Annotated in this window: 14 protein-coding genes and 1 pseudogene; 10 read left to right on the top strand and 5 right to left on the bottom strand. The window is 69.4% G+C overall.

Annotated elements, in window-relative coordinates; all coding sequences use genetic code 11:
* Window positions 1-4: 4 nt before the first annotated feature.
* Window positions 5-211 (bottom strand): DUF5988 family protein, encoded by a 207-nt coding sequence (locus RJ05_RS15390; RefSeq protein WP_036537938.1) that lies wholly within the window; start codon window positions 209-211, stop codon window positions 5-7.
* 147 nt (window positions 212-358) lie between these two features.
* On the opposite strand from RJ05_RS15390, the gene RJ05_RS15385 reads away from it, so the two are divergent.
* The gene (locus RJ05_RS15385; protein WP_051016602.1) at window positions 359-925 is read left to right on the top strand and encodes an O-acetyl-ADP-ribose deacetylase; all 567 of its coding nucleotides are present in this window, start codon (window positions 359-361) and stop codon (window positions 923-925) included.
* Here RJ05_RS15385 and RJ05_RS15380 read toward each other — a convergent pair.
* Window positions 887-2086 (bottom strand): MFS transporter, encoded by a 1200-nt coding sequence (locus RJ05_RS15380; protein WP_249040437.1) that lies wholly within the window; start codon window positions 2084-2086, stop codon window positions 887-889. The two genes, RJ05_RS15385 and RJ05_RS15380, sit on opposite strands and share 39 nt — an antisense overlap.
* Before the next feature lie 108 nt (window positions 2087-2194).
* Between RJ05_RS15380 and RJ05_RS15375 the strand changes: the two genes are divergently transcribed.
* From RJ05_RS15375 to RJ05_RS15365, 3 genes are all read left to right on the top strand, one after another.
* Window positions 2195-3115 (top strand): LysR family transcriptional regulator, encoded by a 921-nt coding sequence (locus RJ05_RS15375; protein WP_036537913.1) that lies wholly within the window; start codon window positions 2195-2197, stop codon window positions 3113-3115.
* A gap of 86 nt (window positions 3116-3201) precedes the next feature.
* On the top strand, window positions 3202-4116 hold the full coding sequence (locus tag RJ05_RS15370; protein ID WP_138445508.1) for a 3-hydroxyacyl-CoA dehydrogenase: 915 nt from the start codon (window positions 3202-3204) through the stop codon (window positions 4114-4116).
* 294 nt (window positions 4117-4410) lie between these two features.
* The gene (locus RJ05_RS15365; RefSeq protein WP_036537911.1) at window positions 4411-5709 is read left to right on the top strand and encodes an alpha/beta hydrolase; all 1299 of its coding nucleotides are present in this window, start codon (window positions 4411-4413) and stop codon (window positions 5707-5709) included.
* 152 nt (window positions 5710-5861) lie between these two features.
* On the opposite strand, the gene RJ05_RS15360 is transcribed toward RJ05_RS15365, so the two are convergent.
* Window positions 5862-7748 carry a vWA domain-containing protein gene (locus tag RJ05_RS15360; RefSeq protein ID WP_373365062.1) on the bottom strand — a complete coding sequence of 629 codons (1887 nt, stop codon included), beginning with the start codon at window positions 7746-7748 and terminating at the stop codon, window positions 5862-5864.
* A 190-nt stretch (window positions 7749-7938) separates the two neighbouring features.
* Here RJ05_RS15360 and ruvC point away from each other — a divergent pair, with 190 nt between their 5' ends.
* The 3 genes from ruvC to ruvB are packed head-to-tail and all read left to right on the top strand — an operon-like array spanning window position 7939 to window position 10193.
* Complete coding sequence (gene ruvC, locus RJ05_RS15355) at window positions 7939-8508, top strand: crossover junction endodeoxyribonuclease RuvC (RefSeq protein ID WP_036537909.1); 570 nt, start codon at window positions 7939-7941, stop codon at window positions 8506-8508.
* Window positions 8505-9110 (top strand): Holliday junction branch migration protein RuvA, encoded by a 606-nt coding sequence (ruvA, locus tag RJ05_RS15350; protein WP_036537908.1) that lies wholly within the window; start codon window positions 8505-8507, stop codon window positions 9108-9110. Before ruvC ends, ruvA begins: the two co-directional genes overlap by 4 nt.
* Window positions 9111-9116: 6 nt before the next feature.
* Window positions 9117-10193: a Holliday junction branch migration DNA helicase RuvB gene (gene ruvB, locus RJ05_RS15345; RefSeq protein WP_036537907.1), complete on the top strand. Its 1077-nt coding sequence runs from the start codon at window positions 9117-9119 to the stop codon at window positions 10191-10193.
* Between the two features lie 10 nt (window positions 10194-10203).
* On the opposite strand, the gene RJ05_RS32745 is transcribed toward ruvB, so the two are convergent.
* Together RJ05_RS32745 and RJ05_RS15335 are read right to left on the bottom strand one after the other, a co-directional pair.
* Window positions 10204-10782, bottom strand: coding sequence for a DivIVA domain-containing protein (locus RJ05_RS32745; protein ID WP_051016597.1), 579 nt, complete (start codon window positions 10780-10782; stop codon window positions 10204-10206).
* 62 nt (window positions 10783-10844) lie between these two features.
* The gene (locus tag RJ05_RS15335) at window positions 10845-11510 is read right to left on the bottom strand and encodes a TetR/AcrR family transcriptional regulator (RefSeq protein WP_051016596.1); all 666 of its coding nucleotides are present in this window, start codon (window positions 11508-11510) and stop codon (window positions 10845-10847) included.
* A 36-nt stretch (window positions 11511-11546) separates the two neighbouring features.
* Between RJ05_RS15335 and RJ05_RS15330 the strand changes: the two genes are divergently transcribed.
* The 3 genes and pseudogenes from RJ05_RS15330 to RJ05_RS15320 all read left to right on the top strand — a co-directional run.
* On the top strand, window positions 11547-13037 hold the full coding sequence (locus tag RJ05_RS15330; RefSeq protein WP_036537906.1) for a flavin-containing monooxygenase: 1491 nt from the start codon (window positions 11547-11549) through the stop codon (window positions 13035-13037).
* Window positions 13038-13213: 176 nt separating this feature from the next.
* The gene (gene yajC, locus RJ05_RS15325) at window positions 13214-13570 is read left to right on the top strand and encodes a preprotein translocase subunit YajC (RefSeq protein WP_036537905.1); all 357 of its coding nucleotides are present in this window, start codon (window positions 13214-13216) and stop codon (window positions 13568-13570) included.
* A 108-nt stretch (window positions 13571-13678) separates the two neighbouring features.
* A pseudogene (locus tag RJ05_RS15320) lies at window positions 13679-14295 on the top strand (protein translocase subunit SecD); the annotation flags it as partial.

Here is a 14295-nt window from a genome sequence, read left to right as displayed (position 1 = left end):
GGATTCACTCCGCGATTTCGGTGCGATCGCTCCAGGCGTAGACCGGCAGCCGGCCCTCGGGCGTGTCCTGCTCACGCCCGGTGGTCTTGAAGTGTTCGTAGCCACCCTTGAAGGGGATCTTCAGCTCGAACCCCGGCGGAGTGATCGGCACGATTCGGGCGGGCAGGTCCTGTGGGCCGCCCTCGAGGACAGCCTTGGCGCCAATGCTCATCCTCGGATGGTAGAAGCGCCCGGGTCGCGTGCGCGGGACATTCGCCAGCGGTATGCGCATCGGTTTGCCAACGATGTGCCGCGCGGCATCGGCGGTATCGGCCGGGAAGCGGTGGCGTGGCCAGGGTCCGCCGATGAGAATCGAGGCATGGTCAAGGTGCGGCTGGTACGCGGTGACATCACCGAACAGGACGTCGACGCGGTGGTGAACGCCGCGAATTCGTCGTTGCTCGGCGGCGGGGGAGTCGATGGAGCCATCCACCGGCGCGGCGGTCCGGCCATCCTGGCCGAATGCCGGGAGCTGCGCGCGTCCCAATACAGCGAGGGGCTGCCGACCGGTCAGGCGGTGGCGACCACCGCGGGAAACCTCCCGGCCCGCTGGGTCATCCACACCGTCGGCCCGGTCTGGTCGGCCGGACAGGACCGTTCCGAGCTGCTGGCCTCCTGCTATCGCGAATCGCTACGGGTCGCCGACGAACTCGGCGCCCGCACCGTCGCGTTTCCGGCGATTTCGACCGGCATCTACGGCTGGCCGATCGACGACGGCGCCCGCATCGCCGTCGAAACCGTCACCGGGACCGATACTTCGGTACGCGAAGTTCGTTTCGTCCTGTTCGACGAACGCGCCTACAACGCCTTCGCCGCTCACATGCCGGGCTGTCCGGACCCATCGGGCTCACCGTCGCGGCGCCCGCCCCACCGCGCCGATCAGTAGCGCCGCGACGGCCGTCACGATGGCGGCCCACAGCAGGGGATGCAGCCCGACGGCGTCGATCACGATCCCACCGGCGAACGCACCCAGCGCGATGCTGCCGGTGAACACCCCGACGTACACACCTGTCACCTGCTCGCGATGCTCCGGTGCGGCCTGATTCATCCAGAGCTGACCGCAGACCGACAGTCCGCCGTAGGCGAGCCCCCAGATCGCCACCGCCACCACAGCGCCCGCGAGGGCACCGGCGAGGACGAGCCCGAGCAGAGCGATCGTGACACCACTGACGAGCACGAGCAGGGTGATCCTGGCATGGCGTGCGGCGCCCGCGCCGGCGGTGAAGTTCCCGACCAGCCCGAACGCGCCGTAGATCAGCAGCAGCGCCGATATCGCCGACGCGTCCAGGCCGGCCAGCTGCTCCAGTGCCGGCCGCACATAGGTGTACGCCGCGAAATGCGCGGTCACGATGAAGACGATCACCGCGAGTCCGGTCCGCACCGCAGGCACGTGCCACCACTGTGCGGACGCGGTCCCCGCAGAAGTGCGGGTGGACGGGTGGGGCAGCGGTGGCAACACCAGGACCAGCGCGAGACTCAGAGCCAGCGCCGCTGCCGCGAGTAGCGCGAACGCACTGCGCCAGCCGGCCAGCTCACCGACGAAAGTCCCGACGGGCACACCGAGCACCGAGGCGACCGCGACACCACCGACGACGATCGATACCGCCGCCGCGCTGTGCCGCGGGCGCACCAGGCGCGGCGCGACCGCGGCCGCCAACGCCCACACCGCGCCCATGCCGACCCCGACGATCACCCGCCCGGCAGCCAGTACCGCGAAACCATTGGCCAGCGCGGTCACCAGGTTGCCCACCGCGAGGACCGCGGTCGCCGCGGCCAGCACGAGCCGCCGATCCGTCGCGCCGATGAGCCGCACGACCACCGGCGCCGTGACGGCGGTGACGACGCCGGTGATGGCGAGGCTGAAACCGGTGCTGCCCGCCGAGATCGCCAATCCTCGCGACATCGGTGTCAGCACGCCGACCGGCAACATCTCGGAGGTGACGACCACGAAGGTGGCCAGGGCGAGCACCGCGATCGCGCCCCAACCCCCGGGGGTGGTCATCGGGTCGTCGTGTGGTGCGGTGCGGATTCGATTCACGATGGACACGGGATCCAGTCAACGAGCCGCCGGACGGCGGAACAACGGCGATCAGCTCATCGTTCGATGAGCTGAGCTCATCGGTGCGGATCCGATAGCCGGTCGAGAGGAAACGCCATGCCGGAGTTGCCCCTTCGGGAGATCGAAACGCTGCTCGTCCTCGCCGAGGAGCTGCACTTCGGTCGTACCGCGGAGCGGCTGCGGGTATCCCAGAGTCGGGTCAGCCAGCTCGTGGCGGCGCTCGAACGCAAGATCGGCGCACGTCTGGTCGAGCGGACCAGCCGCCGGGTAGCCCTGACCGAGTTCGGGCTCGAGTTCGTGGGTTCGGTGGGGCCGCGATACCGCGACCTGGTCGATGCCGTGGACCACCAGCGAGAGCGCGCTCGCCCCAGCTGTGGCGACATCGTGCGTCTCGGTTTCCAGGGGACCGCCTATGAGACGGTGACCAGCGCGTTCGGCAGGTTCATCGCCGAGCATCCCGGCACCGACCTGAGCGTGCGGGAACTACCGCTGGGCGACCCGTTCGGCGCGCTTCGCGCCGATGCCATCGAGGCCGCGGTGGTTCTGCTGCCGGTGCAGGAGCCGGACCTGACCGTCGGCTACGCCTTCCCGCCTGAGCCGAGGCTGCTGGCCGTAGGCCGCGACCACGTACTGGCGCACCGGGAACGGATCGAGGCCGAAGACCTCGCCCGTGCCGATCTCGTCGCCCTCGCGGGTGACGCGCCCGATTACTGGCACGCTGCGCACACACCGCGCTTCACGCCGCTCGGCCGCGCCATCGCCTCCAGCGCCGAGGTGGCCACCATCCAGGAGGGACTGGCTGTGGCGGCGAGCGGCCGCCACGCGATGCTGGTGTGCCGGCCGACGGCACAGCGCAATCAGCGAACCGATATCCGCTACCTCCCGGTCGATGGCCTCGGCGAGGACTCACGACTGGCGCTGGTCTGGCGCGGCGGGCAACCGGCGGCTCGGCTTCGCCGGCTCGCGGCGTTGCTGGCCGAGGGTTTCGGCACGGCAGGATCTCACGCTGTCGCATGAACTCGCTCGGTCCGATCGACTTGGTCGACGCCGCTGGGACCGCCTAGTAGCGTGCTGGGAGATCGGCTTTTTCATTCGGGACCTTCATCGTCGGCGCCCGCGCGGGTGACCGGTGTCCGTCAGGGAAAGGCAGGGCTATGACCGCAACCATCGGCAAGGTCACCGTGCTCGGCACGGGCGTGCTCGGTTCACAGATCGCTTTCCAGACCGCCTACAGCGGCTTCGATGTGGTCGCCTACGACATCGCCGACGCCGCGCTGGAGAAGGCGGCGTCCCGGTTCGACGAGTTGGTGCAGACCTATCGCCAGGAGGTGGCGGGTGCGGCGGACGGCAAGGCCGAGGCCGCGCGCTCCCGGATCCGGCTCACCGCCGATCTGGCCGACGCCGCCGGGGAAGCCGATCTGATCATCGAGGCGATCCCCGAGGTGCTGAAGATCAAGGTCGATACCTACACCGAGCTGGGCAAGCTGGCCCCACCGGCGACGATCTTCGCCACCAACTCCTCCACCCTGCTGCCCAGCGATATGAAGGACGCCACCGGCCGCCCCGACCGCTTCCTGGCCCTGCATTTCGCCAACCGGGTCTGGGCGTTCAACACCGCCGAGGTGATGGGCACCGCCGACACCGACCCCGAGGTATTCCGTACGGTCGTGCAGTTCGCGAAGGATATCGGCATGGTGCCGATCGAACTGCACAAGGAAAAGGCCGGATACGTGTTGAACTCGCTGCTGGTGCCGTTCCTGAACGCGGCGGGCGAACTGGTCGCCGACGGTTACGCCGAACCCGAGACCGTCGACAAGACCTGGAAGATCGCCACCGGCGCCCCCATGGGGCCGTTTCAGATCTTCGACATCATCGGTCTCACCACCCCGTACAACATCTCCGTGCACGGCGACGCGGCCGCCCAGCGCTTCGCGGCCTTCCTCAAGGAGAATTACATCGATAAAGGCAAACTCGGCGTGGCCACCGGCGAGGGGTTCTACAAGTATCCGAGCGAGTGAGCCCGCCCGCAGGTAACCCGCGCCCGGCGCCTGCCCAAGCCTGAGAAATGCCTGATGAAGGCGCATTGTGCGATGTAGGCCATAGCCGGTGCGGCGTCCGGCTGCTTACCCTGGCCGGGTGCTGAGCCCCACGGCATCGTTCGACAGCGGGCGCCCGGCGCCCGCGTCGGGGCCGGGGCGATCACGACTACGTCGAAGCGCTTCTGGTGACCGTACGGTCATCGGCACGGCGTGCGGGGTCGGCGGTGAGCGCCTCGTGCCCGCCGGAGGTCACCGAACCACGACGATGGGCCGGTGAGCGTCGTGTCGACGTGGTCCTTGTTGTCCGGACCGTTGCCCGTCGCGCTGACGCTGGCCGCGGTCGCCGGGCTGGCCTGGCTGCTGACCGGTCGCCGGGCGCCCGCGTCCCGGACGGTGGCGGTCTGCGCGATAGCGGCCGTCGCGATCACTGCCGGCGGGGCCTACCTGGTCCGCTCGGTCTTGCGGCTCATTCCCGATGCGCTCGGGATGAGCGTCTACGCGTGTGTGGGCCTCGGTGTTTTCGCGGTGCTGCTGGTCGGCGCGCCCATCGTCCGGCGGCCCGGTTCGGCCCGTATGGCCGCGGTCGCGGTCACCGCGACGATCGTGCTGACGGCCTGCGCGAACCAGATCAACCAGGCCTACGACGCCTACCCGACGCTCGGCGCCGCATTGGGCACCCAGCAGTTGAACGAGGTCCCGTTCGGCGAGATCGCCGCGCCCCAGCGGCTGCGCCCGGACGTCGAGCCGGTGGAGCAGGGCTGGGTGCCGCCGCCCGGCCTGCCCACCGAAGGGCGGTTGACCCGCACTCCCATTCCGGGAGCCGTGTCCGGTTTCCAGGCTAGACGGGCCGAAATCTATCTTCCCCCAGCCTATTTCGCCGACCCGCGACCTCAACTGCCGGTGCTGGTGTTGCTGGCAGGCCAGCCGGGCAGCCCGCGCGATTGGGCCACCAGCGGCGGCCTGTCCGCGACCATGGACGCGTTCGCCCGCGCCCATCAAGGGTTGGCGCCGATCGTCGTGGTCGCCGACGGCACCGGCAGCACCTGGAACGACCCGCTGTGCGCGGACGGCCCGCATGCCGAGGTGGCGACCTACCTGACCACCGACGTCCCGAACTGGATCCGCGCGCACCTGTCGGTCGATCCCGATCCGCAGGCGTGGGCGATCGGCGGGCTGTCCTACGGCGGCACCTGCGCGCTCCAACTGGCTGCCGGGTATCCGCAGATCTACCCGACTTTCCTGGCCATGTCCGCGGAAGCCGAGTTGAATCTCACCGACCGCGAACACACCTTGGGCGTGTTCGACGGCGACACCGCAGCCTATGCCCGCGCCAATCCGCACGACCTGCTGGCCGGGCGGCGCTACCCGGGCAGTGCCGGGATCTTCGTGGTGGGCAGCGACGACACCGAGACCCTGCCCGGTTCACGCCGTGCCTACGCGGACGCTCGGGACGCGGGGATGGCGGTCGGTTACCTCGAACTGCCGGGCGGCCACGATTGGCGCGTCTGGTCGACCGGCCTGGCCCGGGAGCTGCCGTGGGTGGCCCAGCGTATCGGCCTCATCGCCGGATAGGCGCGACAGACCGGGCCAAGGGTGCCCCCGGCCGAGTCTGCCCCGCAATCGATCGGTGCGTACCTCGCCGCCGGGCAAGGCCGTGCGCCGGGCCGGTCCGGAGGTGCTTACGGTCGATCAGCCCGTGAGCATCTCCGGACCGCTTCTTCGGATCAGTGCGTGCCGCGCCGCCGCAGCAACACGACGAGCACGACGATCGCGGCGATGACACAGACACCGAGCGCCGTCGCGACCCACACCACCGCGGGCACACCCTCGTCGCCGGAATCACCGGCGGCGCTCACCCTTTCCGGGTCGGTGGCCTGCGCGGACTTGCCCTCTTTACCGAAGGTCTCGCCGGTGCCGCTGCGGTACTGCGGTCCCGGCTCCGGATCCCCGGTGACGCTGAGTTCCAACTCGACCGGCACCCCGGCAGCGCGCTTGTCCGGACTGACGGTCTGCCCGGCCTTCACCGCGATGTAGTACCAGCCCGCGACCGACTGGGTGACGAGTTCGCCGCCCTCCTCCCGGTTCGCGTAGCGGACGGGCACGGTCGCCAGCTGCTTACCAGACGGCAGCAACTGCTCGGAGCCGGTGTAGGCGCCGGTGTCGGACTCGATCTCGGCGCGGTACGGCGAATAGAGCACGGTCTCCACATTGGAGGTGTGCTCGCTGCCGCGGCCCGGGGTCGCACCGAACCGCACCCGGTAGGCCAGACCCTGGCCCCAGTCGAGTTTCACCCGGTAGAAGACGAACTCCCCGCGCTGCACCGTGTCGGTGAACCGGCCGGACCCTGGCAGCGTCGCGGCCACGTTGAACGAGCCACCGCCGACGACGGGCACCACCGGGCCGTTCGGCGCGGTGAACGCGACCGGCTCGGAGGCCGCCGGTGCGCCGGGATCCGACACCGCGGACTCGACTCCGATCGAAACCTCAAGCGGCAGTTGGGCCGGCATGCCCTCGGAAACCGCGCCCCACTCGAGGGTGAAGTAGTAGCGTCCGCCGCCGTAGCACGCCTCGTTGCCGCCGGAGCCGTTCTCGGCCGCACCGTCCCAGACCGTGCTGACGGTGAGCGCGACACCGTCGTCGGCGCTGCCGGTCAGCTCCTTTCCGGTGACCCCGCAATCGGACCCGTCGGAGCCGAACACCTTCAGGTCGAGCCGGTTCACCGACGACCAGTCGCCGTCACGGCGCGGGAACGAGACGGTGCCGGTGAAGTAGGCCGTGGCGCCGTCGGGCACGTCCACCGCGTAGTAGCGCGGCTTCTTGTGGTCGATGACGTCCAGGTACTGGGCCGGGCCGGCCAGCGGCGCGCTGCGATAGTCGGCGGCGCCGGTGATCGGCGTGCCGACCGCGGCGTAGTTGCGCAACGCCGCCGCGCTCACCCGGGGCAGCGCCTGCTCGAGCGCCTTGCCGTCGACGGCGTCGGTGTAGGTGCCGCCGGTGGTCTGCGCGATGCAGGTCAGCTGCGCGCGGGAGGCATCGTCGACCCCGAAACCGATCGCGTGCACGACGAGATCGGTGCCCTGCGCCTCGAGCTCGCGGGCCACCTCGCATGGGTCGGGCGGGGTGCAGGTGTCCAGACCGTCGGAAACCAGCACGATCGAGCGCGGCCCCTGTTTCGGCAACGCGTCGTTCGCGGTACGCAGCGAGGTGCCGATGGGGGTGTAGCCCCGCGGGACGATCTGATCGACCGCCGCGGTCAGCGCGGACTTGTCGATGCGCTCGGCGGGTTGCAGGACTCTGACGTCGCGGCAGCCCGCGTCCTTCTCGGCGTCCGAATTTCCGGTCTCGGTGCCGTAGACGGTCAAACCGACCTCGGAAGCCTCCGGAGCCGAGGCGACAAATGTCCGCACTGCGGTCTTCGCGGCATCCATCTTGGTGCCGCCGCCGGGATCTGCCGCCAGCATGGATCCGGACGCATCGAGCACGAGCATGGTCGGCGCGTATTCGGGTTGCTGCGGTTCGGACGGTCGCTGGGCGAGGGCGGGCGCTGCGGCCGGGGCCAGGCCGATCACACCCACCGCGGCGACGGCAGCGATCTTCGCCAAGGGGGACACGCTCTTACTTCTCCGTTCACTGATGCCGCGTTCGCGATAACACGGCGGCACGGAACCCTACGTGTCTCGGACGGTCCCGGCCAGACGTGGGAACCGGGGGAACAGTCGAGGCGGTCGTGTCGCTGGAACCGCCCGGGCTGCCGGTCCACTAGACTTCGAACAACTGTTCGCGTGTCCGAAGGGGTGTTCCGTGCGGGTGATGGGTGTCGACCCCGGGCTCACGCGGTGCGGGCTCAGCATGGTCGACGGCGGCGTGGGCCGGAAGGTCACCGCCCTCGATGTCGACGTCGTGCGCACCCCCGCCGACCTGGATCTGGCGTTGCGGCTGATGCGCGTGGCCGACGCGGCCGAGCATTGGATGGATACCCACCGCCCGAGTGCGGTCGCGATCGAGCGCGTCTTCGCCCAGCACAACGTGCGCACCGCCATGGGGACCGCCCAGGCGGGCGGCGTGATCGCGCTGGCGGCCGCCCGGCGCGGCATCCCGGTCGCCTTCCACACCCCCAGCGAGGTCAAGGCCGCCGTCACCGGCAACGGCAGCGCCGACAAGGCACAGGTCACCGCCATGGTCACCCGGATCCTCGGGCTCCAGGTGGCACCGAAACCGGCCGACGCCGCCGACGCACTCGCCCTGGCCATCTGTCATTGTTGGCGTGCGCCGCTGATGGAACGGATGGCCCGCGCCGAGGCGCAGGCCGAGCAGGCCCGCAAGCGGTACGCCGAGAAGCTGGAGCGACAACGAAAGGCGGTGCGCCGGTGATCGCGTCGATACGCGGTGAGGTGGTCGAGATCGCGCTCGACCATGTGGTGGTCGAGGCCGCGGGCGTCGGCTACCGGCTCAACGCCACCCCGGCCACCCTGTCCTGGCTCACCCGCGGCGAACAGACCCGGCTGTACACGGCGATGATCGTGCGCGAGGACTCGATGACGCTCTACGGCTTCGCCGACACCGAGGCTCGCGACCTGTTCGGCCTGCTGCAAACCGTCTCCGGTGTCGGTCCCCGTCTGGCCATGGCCGTGCTCGCGGTGCTCGAACCCGAGGCGCTGCGCAAGGCGCTGGCCGAAAGCAACGTAGCGGCCCTCACCCGGGTACCCGGCATCGGCAAACGTGGTGCCGAACGCATGGTTGTCGAGCTGCGCGACAAGGTGAATCTGGTTCCCGTCCAGTCGGGTCCGCCCGGCAGCGCACCCGCGGCAGTCGTCACACCGGTGCGCGAGCAGGTCGTCGAGGCCCTGACCGGACTCGGATTCCCGCTCAAACAGGCGGAATCCGCCGTCGACACCGTCCTGGCCGACGATCCGGCCGCCACCACCTCCGCCGCCCTGCGTGCCGCGCTCGGCCTGCTGGGCAAGAATCGGTAGGCCGGTATGGATTACGACGACGAGCACTCACCGGTCGATGCCCACTTCTCCAGCGCCGACGGCGATATCGAGACCAGCCTGCGTCCGAAATCGCTGGACGATTTCATCGGCCAGCCGCGGGTGCGCGAACAACTCGCCCTTGTGCTGCGCGGTGCCCGCGGGCGCGGCGGCACCCCCGACCACATCCTGCTGTCGGGCCCGCCGGGGCTCGGCAAGACCAGCATGGCGATGATCATCGCCGCCGAACTCGGTACCGCCCTGCGCATCACCTCCGGCCCCGCCCTCGAACGAGCGGGCGATCTCGCGGCCATGCTGAGCAACCTGGTCGAGGGCGATGTGCTGTTCATCGATGAGATCCACCGAATGGCCCGCCCCGCCGAGGAAATGCTGTACCTGGCGATGGAGGATTTCCGGGTCGACGTCGTCGTCGGCAAGGGGCCGGGCGCCACCTCGATTCCGCTGGATATCGCGCCGTTCACGCTGGTCGGCGCCACCACCCGGTCCGGCGCGCTGACCGGCCCGCTGCGTGACCGCTTCGGCTTCACCGGACATATGGACTTCTACGAACCGAGCGAGCTGCTCGGCATCCTGAAACGGTCGGCCCGCATTCTCGGCGTGGAGATCGACCACGACGCCGCCGCCGAGATCGCCGGGCGCTCGCGCGGCACCCCGCGCATCGCCAACCGGCTGTTGCGTCGAGTCCGCGATTACGCCGAGGTCCGCGCAGACGGCCGGATCACCCGCCCGATCGCCGCCGCCGCACTCGAGGTCTACGACGTCGATGTGCTCGGCCTGGATCGGCTCGACCGGGCCGTCCTCGGTGCGCTGGTTCGTGGTTTCGGCGGTGGCCCGGTGGGTGTATCGACGCTCGCGGTCGCGGTGGGGGAGGAGGCCGCCACCGTGGAAGAGGTGTGCGAGCCGTTCCTGGTCCGCGCGGGCATGATCGCCAGGACCCCGCGCGGACGCGTCGCGACCGCGACGGCATGGGAGCATCTCGGATTGGTGCCCCCGCCCGATCTGGTCTTCGGTTCCATCGAAGTCCGTGGGCGCGAACCGCATCCGACGCTCGACCTGTTCGACTGAGCGCCCGCTCTCAGCGCAGACCGACGGGCTGCTGTAAGGCGGTGACCACCAGGTCGAGGAACGCGTCCACCTCGTCGCGCTGATACCCGCGCACACCGAGCCGCGCCACCGTGAACCGCACCGCGCGCACATCGTCGACGGTCAGACTGCCCGGCCCGTCATGGGCGAGCGTCGCTGCTACCAGATCGAGGAACGCGTCCACCTCCTCGACGTGATAGCCGCGCTGCTCCAGCGGCGCAGGCGTGAACCGCATCCGGTGCACATCCGCCGGGGCCAGCAAGCGCGCCGGCGCCGGGCCCGGTGCGGCCGCGGGCACCGGCCGCACTCCGCGCTGGCGGAACTCGAGTTCGGCACGCACCCGATCGAGGAATTCGTCGACCTGCTCGGCGCGATAGCCGCGCCGGCCACCGCGCGGTGCGCCGAAACTGACCTGGCGCAGGTCGTCGGCGGTGAGCACGCCGCTGCCGCCGAGGGTGGCGGCGACGAGCTCGAGGAATGCGTCGACCTCGTCGGTGCGATAGCCGCGAAGTCCGGGCGGGGTCAAGGCGAACGTCGTCCGTCCGACATCCTCGGGAGTCACGGCCGTCATTGTGACAGCACCGGGGCCGGATTACCGTGCTTCGGGCCGGTTTTCGGGCACCGGCCGCCGGATCAGGGTTTGCGCACGCCCTCGATGAGCAGGCGCCGGATCGCCTCGTTCAGGGCCGCGATCCCGGCCTCGTCCATATCGCGCAGCCCGTGCACCACCCCGGCCATCAACATCCCGGTCACCGCTCGCGCGGTGTTCACGGTGTCGAGGTCATCGCGCAGGTAACCGAGTTCGACGCCGTGCTCGAGGTAGCCCGCGGTGAGCATGTCGGCGGTGTCGAGCAGCCCGTACAGCCGTTCGGTGAGTTCGTCGTCGATGCCGGTGGCGTGGAACAGCAGCAGCTGGGCCACCCGGCGGTCCTCGACCAGGATGCGGGTGAGCGCGGTGCCGATGCGGTCGATCTGCTCGCGGTATTCGTCGAGGCTGGTGGCCGCGTCGGGGGCGTTCTCGGTGCCGAGCGCCTCGATGATCCTGGCGGCCAGATCGTCGATGACGTGGTCGATGATGTCGCGCTTATTGCTGAAGTAGCGGTAGAACGTGCCGTGCCCGATGCCCAGGTGAGCGGCGATATCGGCGATGCCGGTCGCGTGATAGCCCTTCTCGGCGAAACACACGAAAGCGGTGTCGATGATGTCTCGGCGCAGTTCGGCCTTACGTCGTTCGGCCCGCGTGGATGGCTTCGTCACATCTGCGATGATACTGTCGTCACAAACGGAATGATGTGTCATTCCCGGAGAGTTGGTTCAGAATGCAGGAGGTTCGACGTGGCGCCTCGGTTCGATGCGATCGTTGTCGGTGCGGGTTTCGGCGGAATGGGGGCAGGTATCGAGCTGGACCGGCTCGGCCTGAGTAATTTCGTCATCCTGGAACGCGAGGACGATCTCGGCGGCACCTGGCATGTGAATCGGTATCCGGGCCTGGCCGTCGACATCGCCTCGGTGACCTACTCGTACTCCTTCGAACCCAATCCGTACTGGTCGCGGCTGTTCGCGCCGGGCTCGGAGCTGAAGAAATACGCCGACCACGTCGCCGACAAGTACGGCCTGCGCCGCCGGATGCGCTTCGGCACCACCGTCGACGGCGCCCGCTGGGACGAAGAAGACCAGCAGTGGGTGGTCTCCATCGCCGGCGGCGAGACCCTCACCGCGCGCTACCTGCTCGCCGCCACCGGCTTCCTGTCCCAGCCCTACACCCCGCCGTTCCCCGGCATCGACTCGTTCGAGGGCACCATCCTGCACACCACCGCCTGGGACGACGACATCGATCTCACCGACCGCAAGGCCGCCGTCATCGGCACCGGGGCCACCGGTGTGCAACTGGTGCCCGAGGTAGCCAAGCAGGTCCGCGAGCTGACCGTCTTTCAGCGCACCCCGATCTGGGTGGTGCCCAAGGTGGACGCGCCGATCCCGGCGCCGGTGCAGAAGCTGTTCGCCGCCGCGCCGGTGACGCAGAAGGCCGCGCGGCTGGTCAACACCAGCATGCTCGAGGCGCTGATGGTCGTCGGCGTACTGCATTTCCGGCAGGCCAAACTCATGAACAAGGGCGCGGCGCTGCTGGCCAAGGCTCATCTGCGGGCCCAGGTGCGCGATCCGCAGACCCGTAAACAGCTCACCCCGGATTACGACTTCGGCTGCAAGCGGCCCACCTTCTCCAACCAGTACTTCAAGACGTTCAACGAACCGCACGTCCGGTTGGAGACGAACTCGATCGAACGGATCGAACCCGACGGCGTCGTCACCGCCGACGGCCACAAGACCGAGATCGACACCCTGATCCTGGCCACCGGGTTCAACCTGTGGGATGTGAACTTCCCGGCCATCGAGATCATCGGCCGTGACGGGGTGAACCTCGGAAAGTTCTGGCGCGACAACAGGTTCCAGGCCTATGAGGGCATCACCGTGCCCAAGTTCCCCAACTTCCTCAGCCTCAACAGCCCCTACTCCTACAGCGGGCTGTCCTACTTCACCACCATCGAGGCCCAGATGAAGCACATGGGCAGGCTGTTCGGCGAGCTGTTCCGGCGCGGCGAGACGACCTTCGAGGTCACCGAACGCGCCAATAGCGAGTTCCTGGACCGGGTGACCAGCAAACTCGACGATTCGGTGTTCTACGGCGGCAGCTGCTCGACCGCCCGCAGCTACTACTTCAACCAGCACGGTGAAGCGGCCCTGCTGCGCCCGACCAGCACCATCAACGCGCATCGGGAAGCGGTGAGCTTCCCGCTCGACGACTACGTCTACGGTCGCAGCGCCTGAGTCCGGTATCGCAGCGGCCCCCGCGGTTTCTGTCGCGGGGCCCGCTCGCGCGCGCTACGGTGGCCGATGGCGCGCACGTCCTCCGGGGTGTGCGGGTGCGGTGCCGGCGACCGGAGCTGGCAGACTGTGTGAGTACCTGTCCATTCCCACCCACAGACTAGGGACTGACTTCGACGATGGAACTGCTGTTTCCGCTGCTGCTGGTAGCCCTGCTCGTGCCGATGTTCCTCGGCGTCCGCCGCCAGAAGCGGGAGGCCGAGAAGGTCGCCGCCATGCAGGACGGCCTGAAGGTCGGCGACCAGGTGATCACCACGTCGGGTCTGTACGGCACCGTGGTCGAGGTCGATGACACGACCGTCGATCTCGAGATCGCCGAGGAGGTCGTCACCACCTGGCTGCGTCAGGCGATCCGCGAGGTTCGCGTCGACGACGAGGCCGAGGTGACGACCGGTGACACCGAAGCCGACGAGGCGCCCGGTACCACCACCGAGGAAACCGCCGAGCAGACCGAAACCCGGCTGACCAAGGACTGACCGTCCGCTCATGCGCCGGCTGCCCCCTGCGGTGAACCGCACGGCACCCGGCGTCATCGGCGTGTGCCCGCCTGTTCCACCTCGACTTCGCCTAGGAGATGACCAACTGTGCCACCTTCCCAGGGATCGGCGCATCCGTTCAGGTTGCTCGGTGTCTATGCCGCGCTACTGGCCGTGATCTACGCGCTGGTGTTCTTCACCGGTGACAAATCCCCGACACCGAAGCTCGGCATCGACCTGCAGGGTGGCACCCGGGTCACGCTGACCGCCCGTACCCCCGACGGCAGCAAGCCCAGCCAGGACAGCCTGAAGCAGGCCCAGGGCATCATCGAGAACCGGGTCAACGGCCTCGGCGTCTCCGGCTCCGAGGTCGTCATCGACGGTGACAATCTGGTGATCACCGTGCCCGGCGACGACAGCCAGCAGGCACGCTCGCTGGCCACCACCGCCAAGCTGTACATCCGGCCGGTGTTGCAGGCCGCGCCCGCACCGGGCAGCGCGCCGGCGCCGCAGCCGGGCCAGGGCACCCAGCCGCCCGCCACCGGCACGCCGGCGCCGAACGGTACCGCTCCGGCCCCGAACGGCACCGCGCCGAACGGCACCGCGCCCGCGCCGGCCACCGGTCAGGCTCCGGCGGCGCAGAACCGGGTCTTCCCGGCGCAGGCGCCGACCGAGCCCGACCCGTCGCCCGCGCCCACTCCCGAACCGGCGCCGCCGGCCGACGA

This window comes from Nocardia cyriacigeorgica NBRC 100375, assembly GCF_000308555.1.
In the GTDB taxonomy this organism is placed as follows: domain Bacteria; phylum Actinomycetota; class Actinomycetes; order Mycobacteriales; family Mycobacteriaceae; genus Nocardia; species Nocardia cyriacigeorgica.
Note: the sequence above shows the minus strand (reverse complement) of the source record. Positions and strands in the feature narration are given on the sequence as shown.

Excerpts from the sequence above, each read along its gene's own strand:
- RJ05_RS15390 (WP_036537938.1), bottom strand. The coding sequence starts at position 211 with ATGAGCATTGGCGCCAAGGCTGTCCTCGAGGGCGGCCCACAGGACCTG.
- RJ05_RS15385 (WP_051016602.1), top strand. The coding sequence starts at position 359 with ATGGTCAAGGTGCGGCTGGTACGCGGTGACATCACCGAACAGGACGTC.
- RJ05_RS15375 (WP_036537913.1), top strand. The coding sequence starts at position 2,195 with ATGCCGGAGTTGCCCCTTCGGGAGATCGAAACGCTGCTCGTCCTCGCC.
- ruvB (WP_036537907.1), top strand. The coding sequence starts at position 9,117 with ATGGATTACGACGACGAGCACTCACCGGTCGATGCCCACTTCTCCAGC.
- RJ05_RS32745 (WP_051016597.1), bottom strand. The coding sequence starts at position 10,782 with ATGACGGCCGTGACTCCCGAGGATGTCGGACGGACGACGTTCGCCTTG.
- RJ05_RS15335 (WP_051016596.1), bottom strand. The coding sequence starts at position 11,510 with ATGACACATCATTCCGTTTGTGACGACAGTATCATCGCAGATGTGACG.
- yajC (WP_036537905.1), top strand. The coding sequence starts at position 13,214 with ATGGAACTGCTGTTTCCGCTGCTGCTGGTAGCCCTGCTCGTGCCGATG.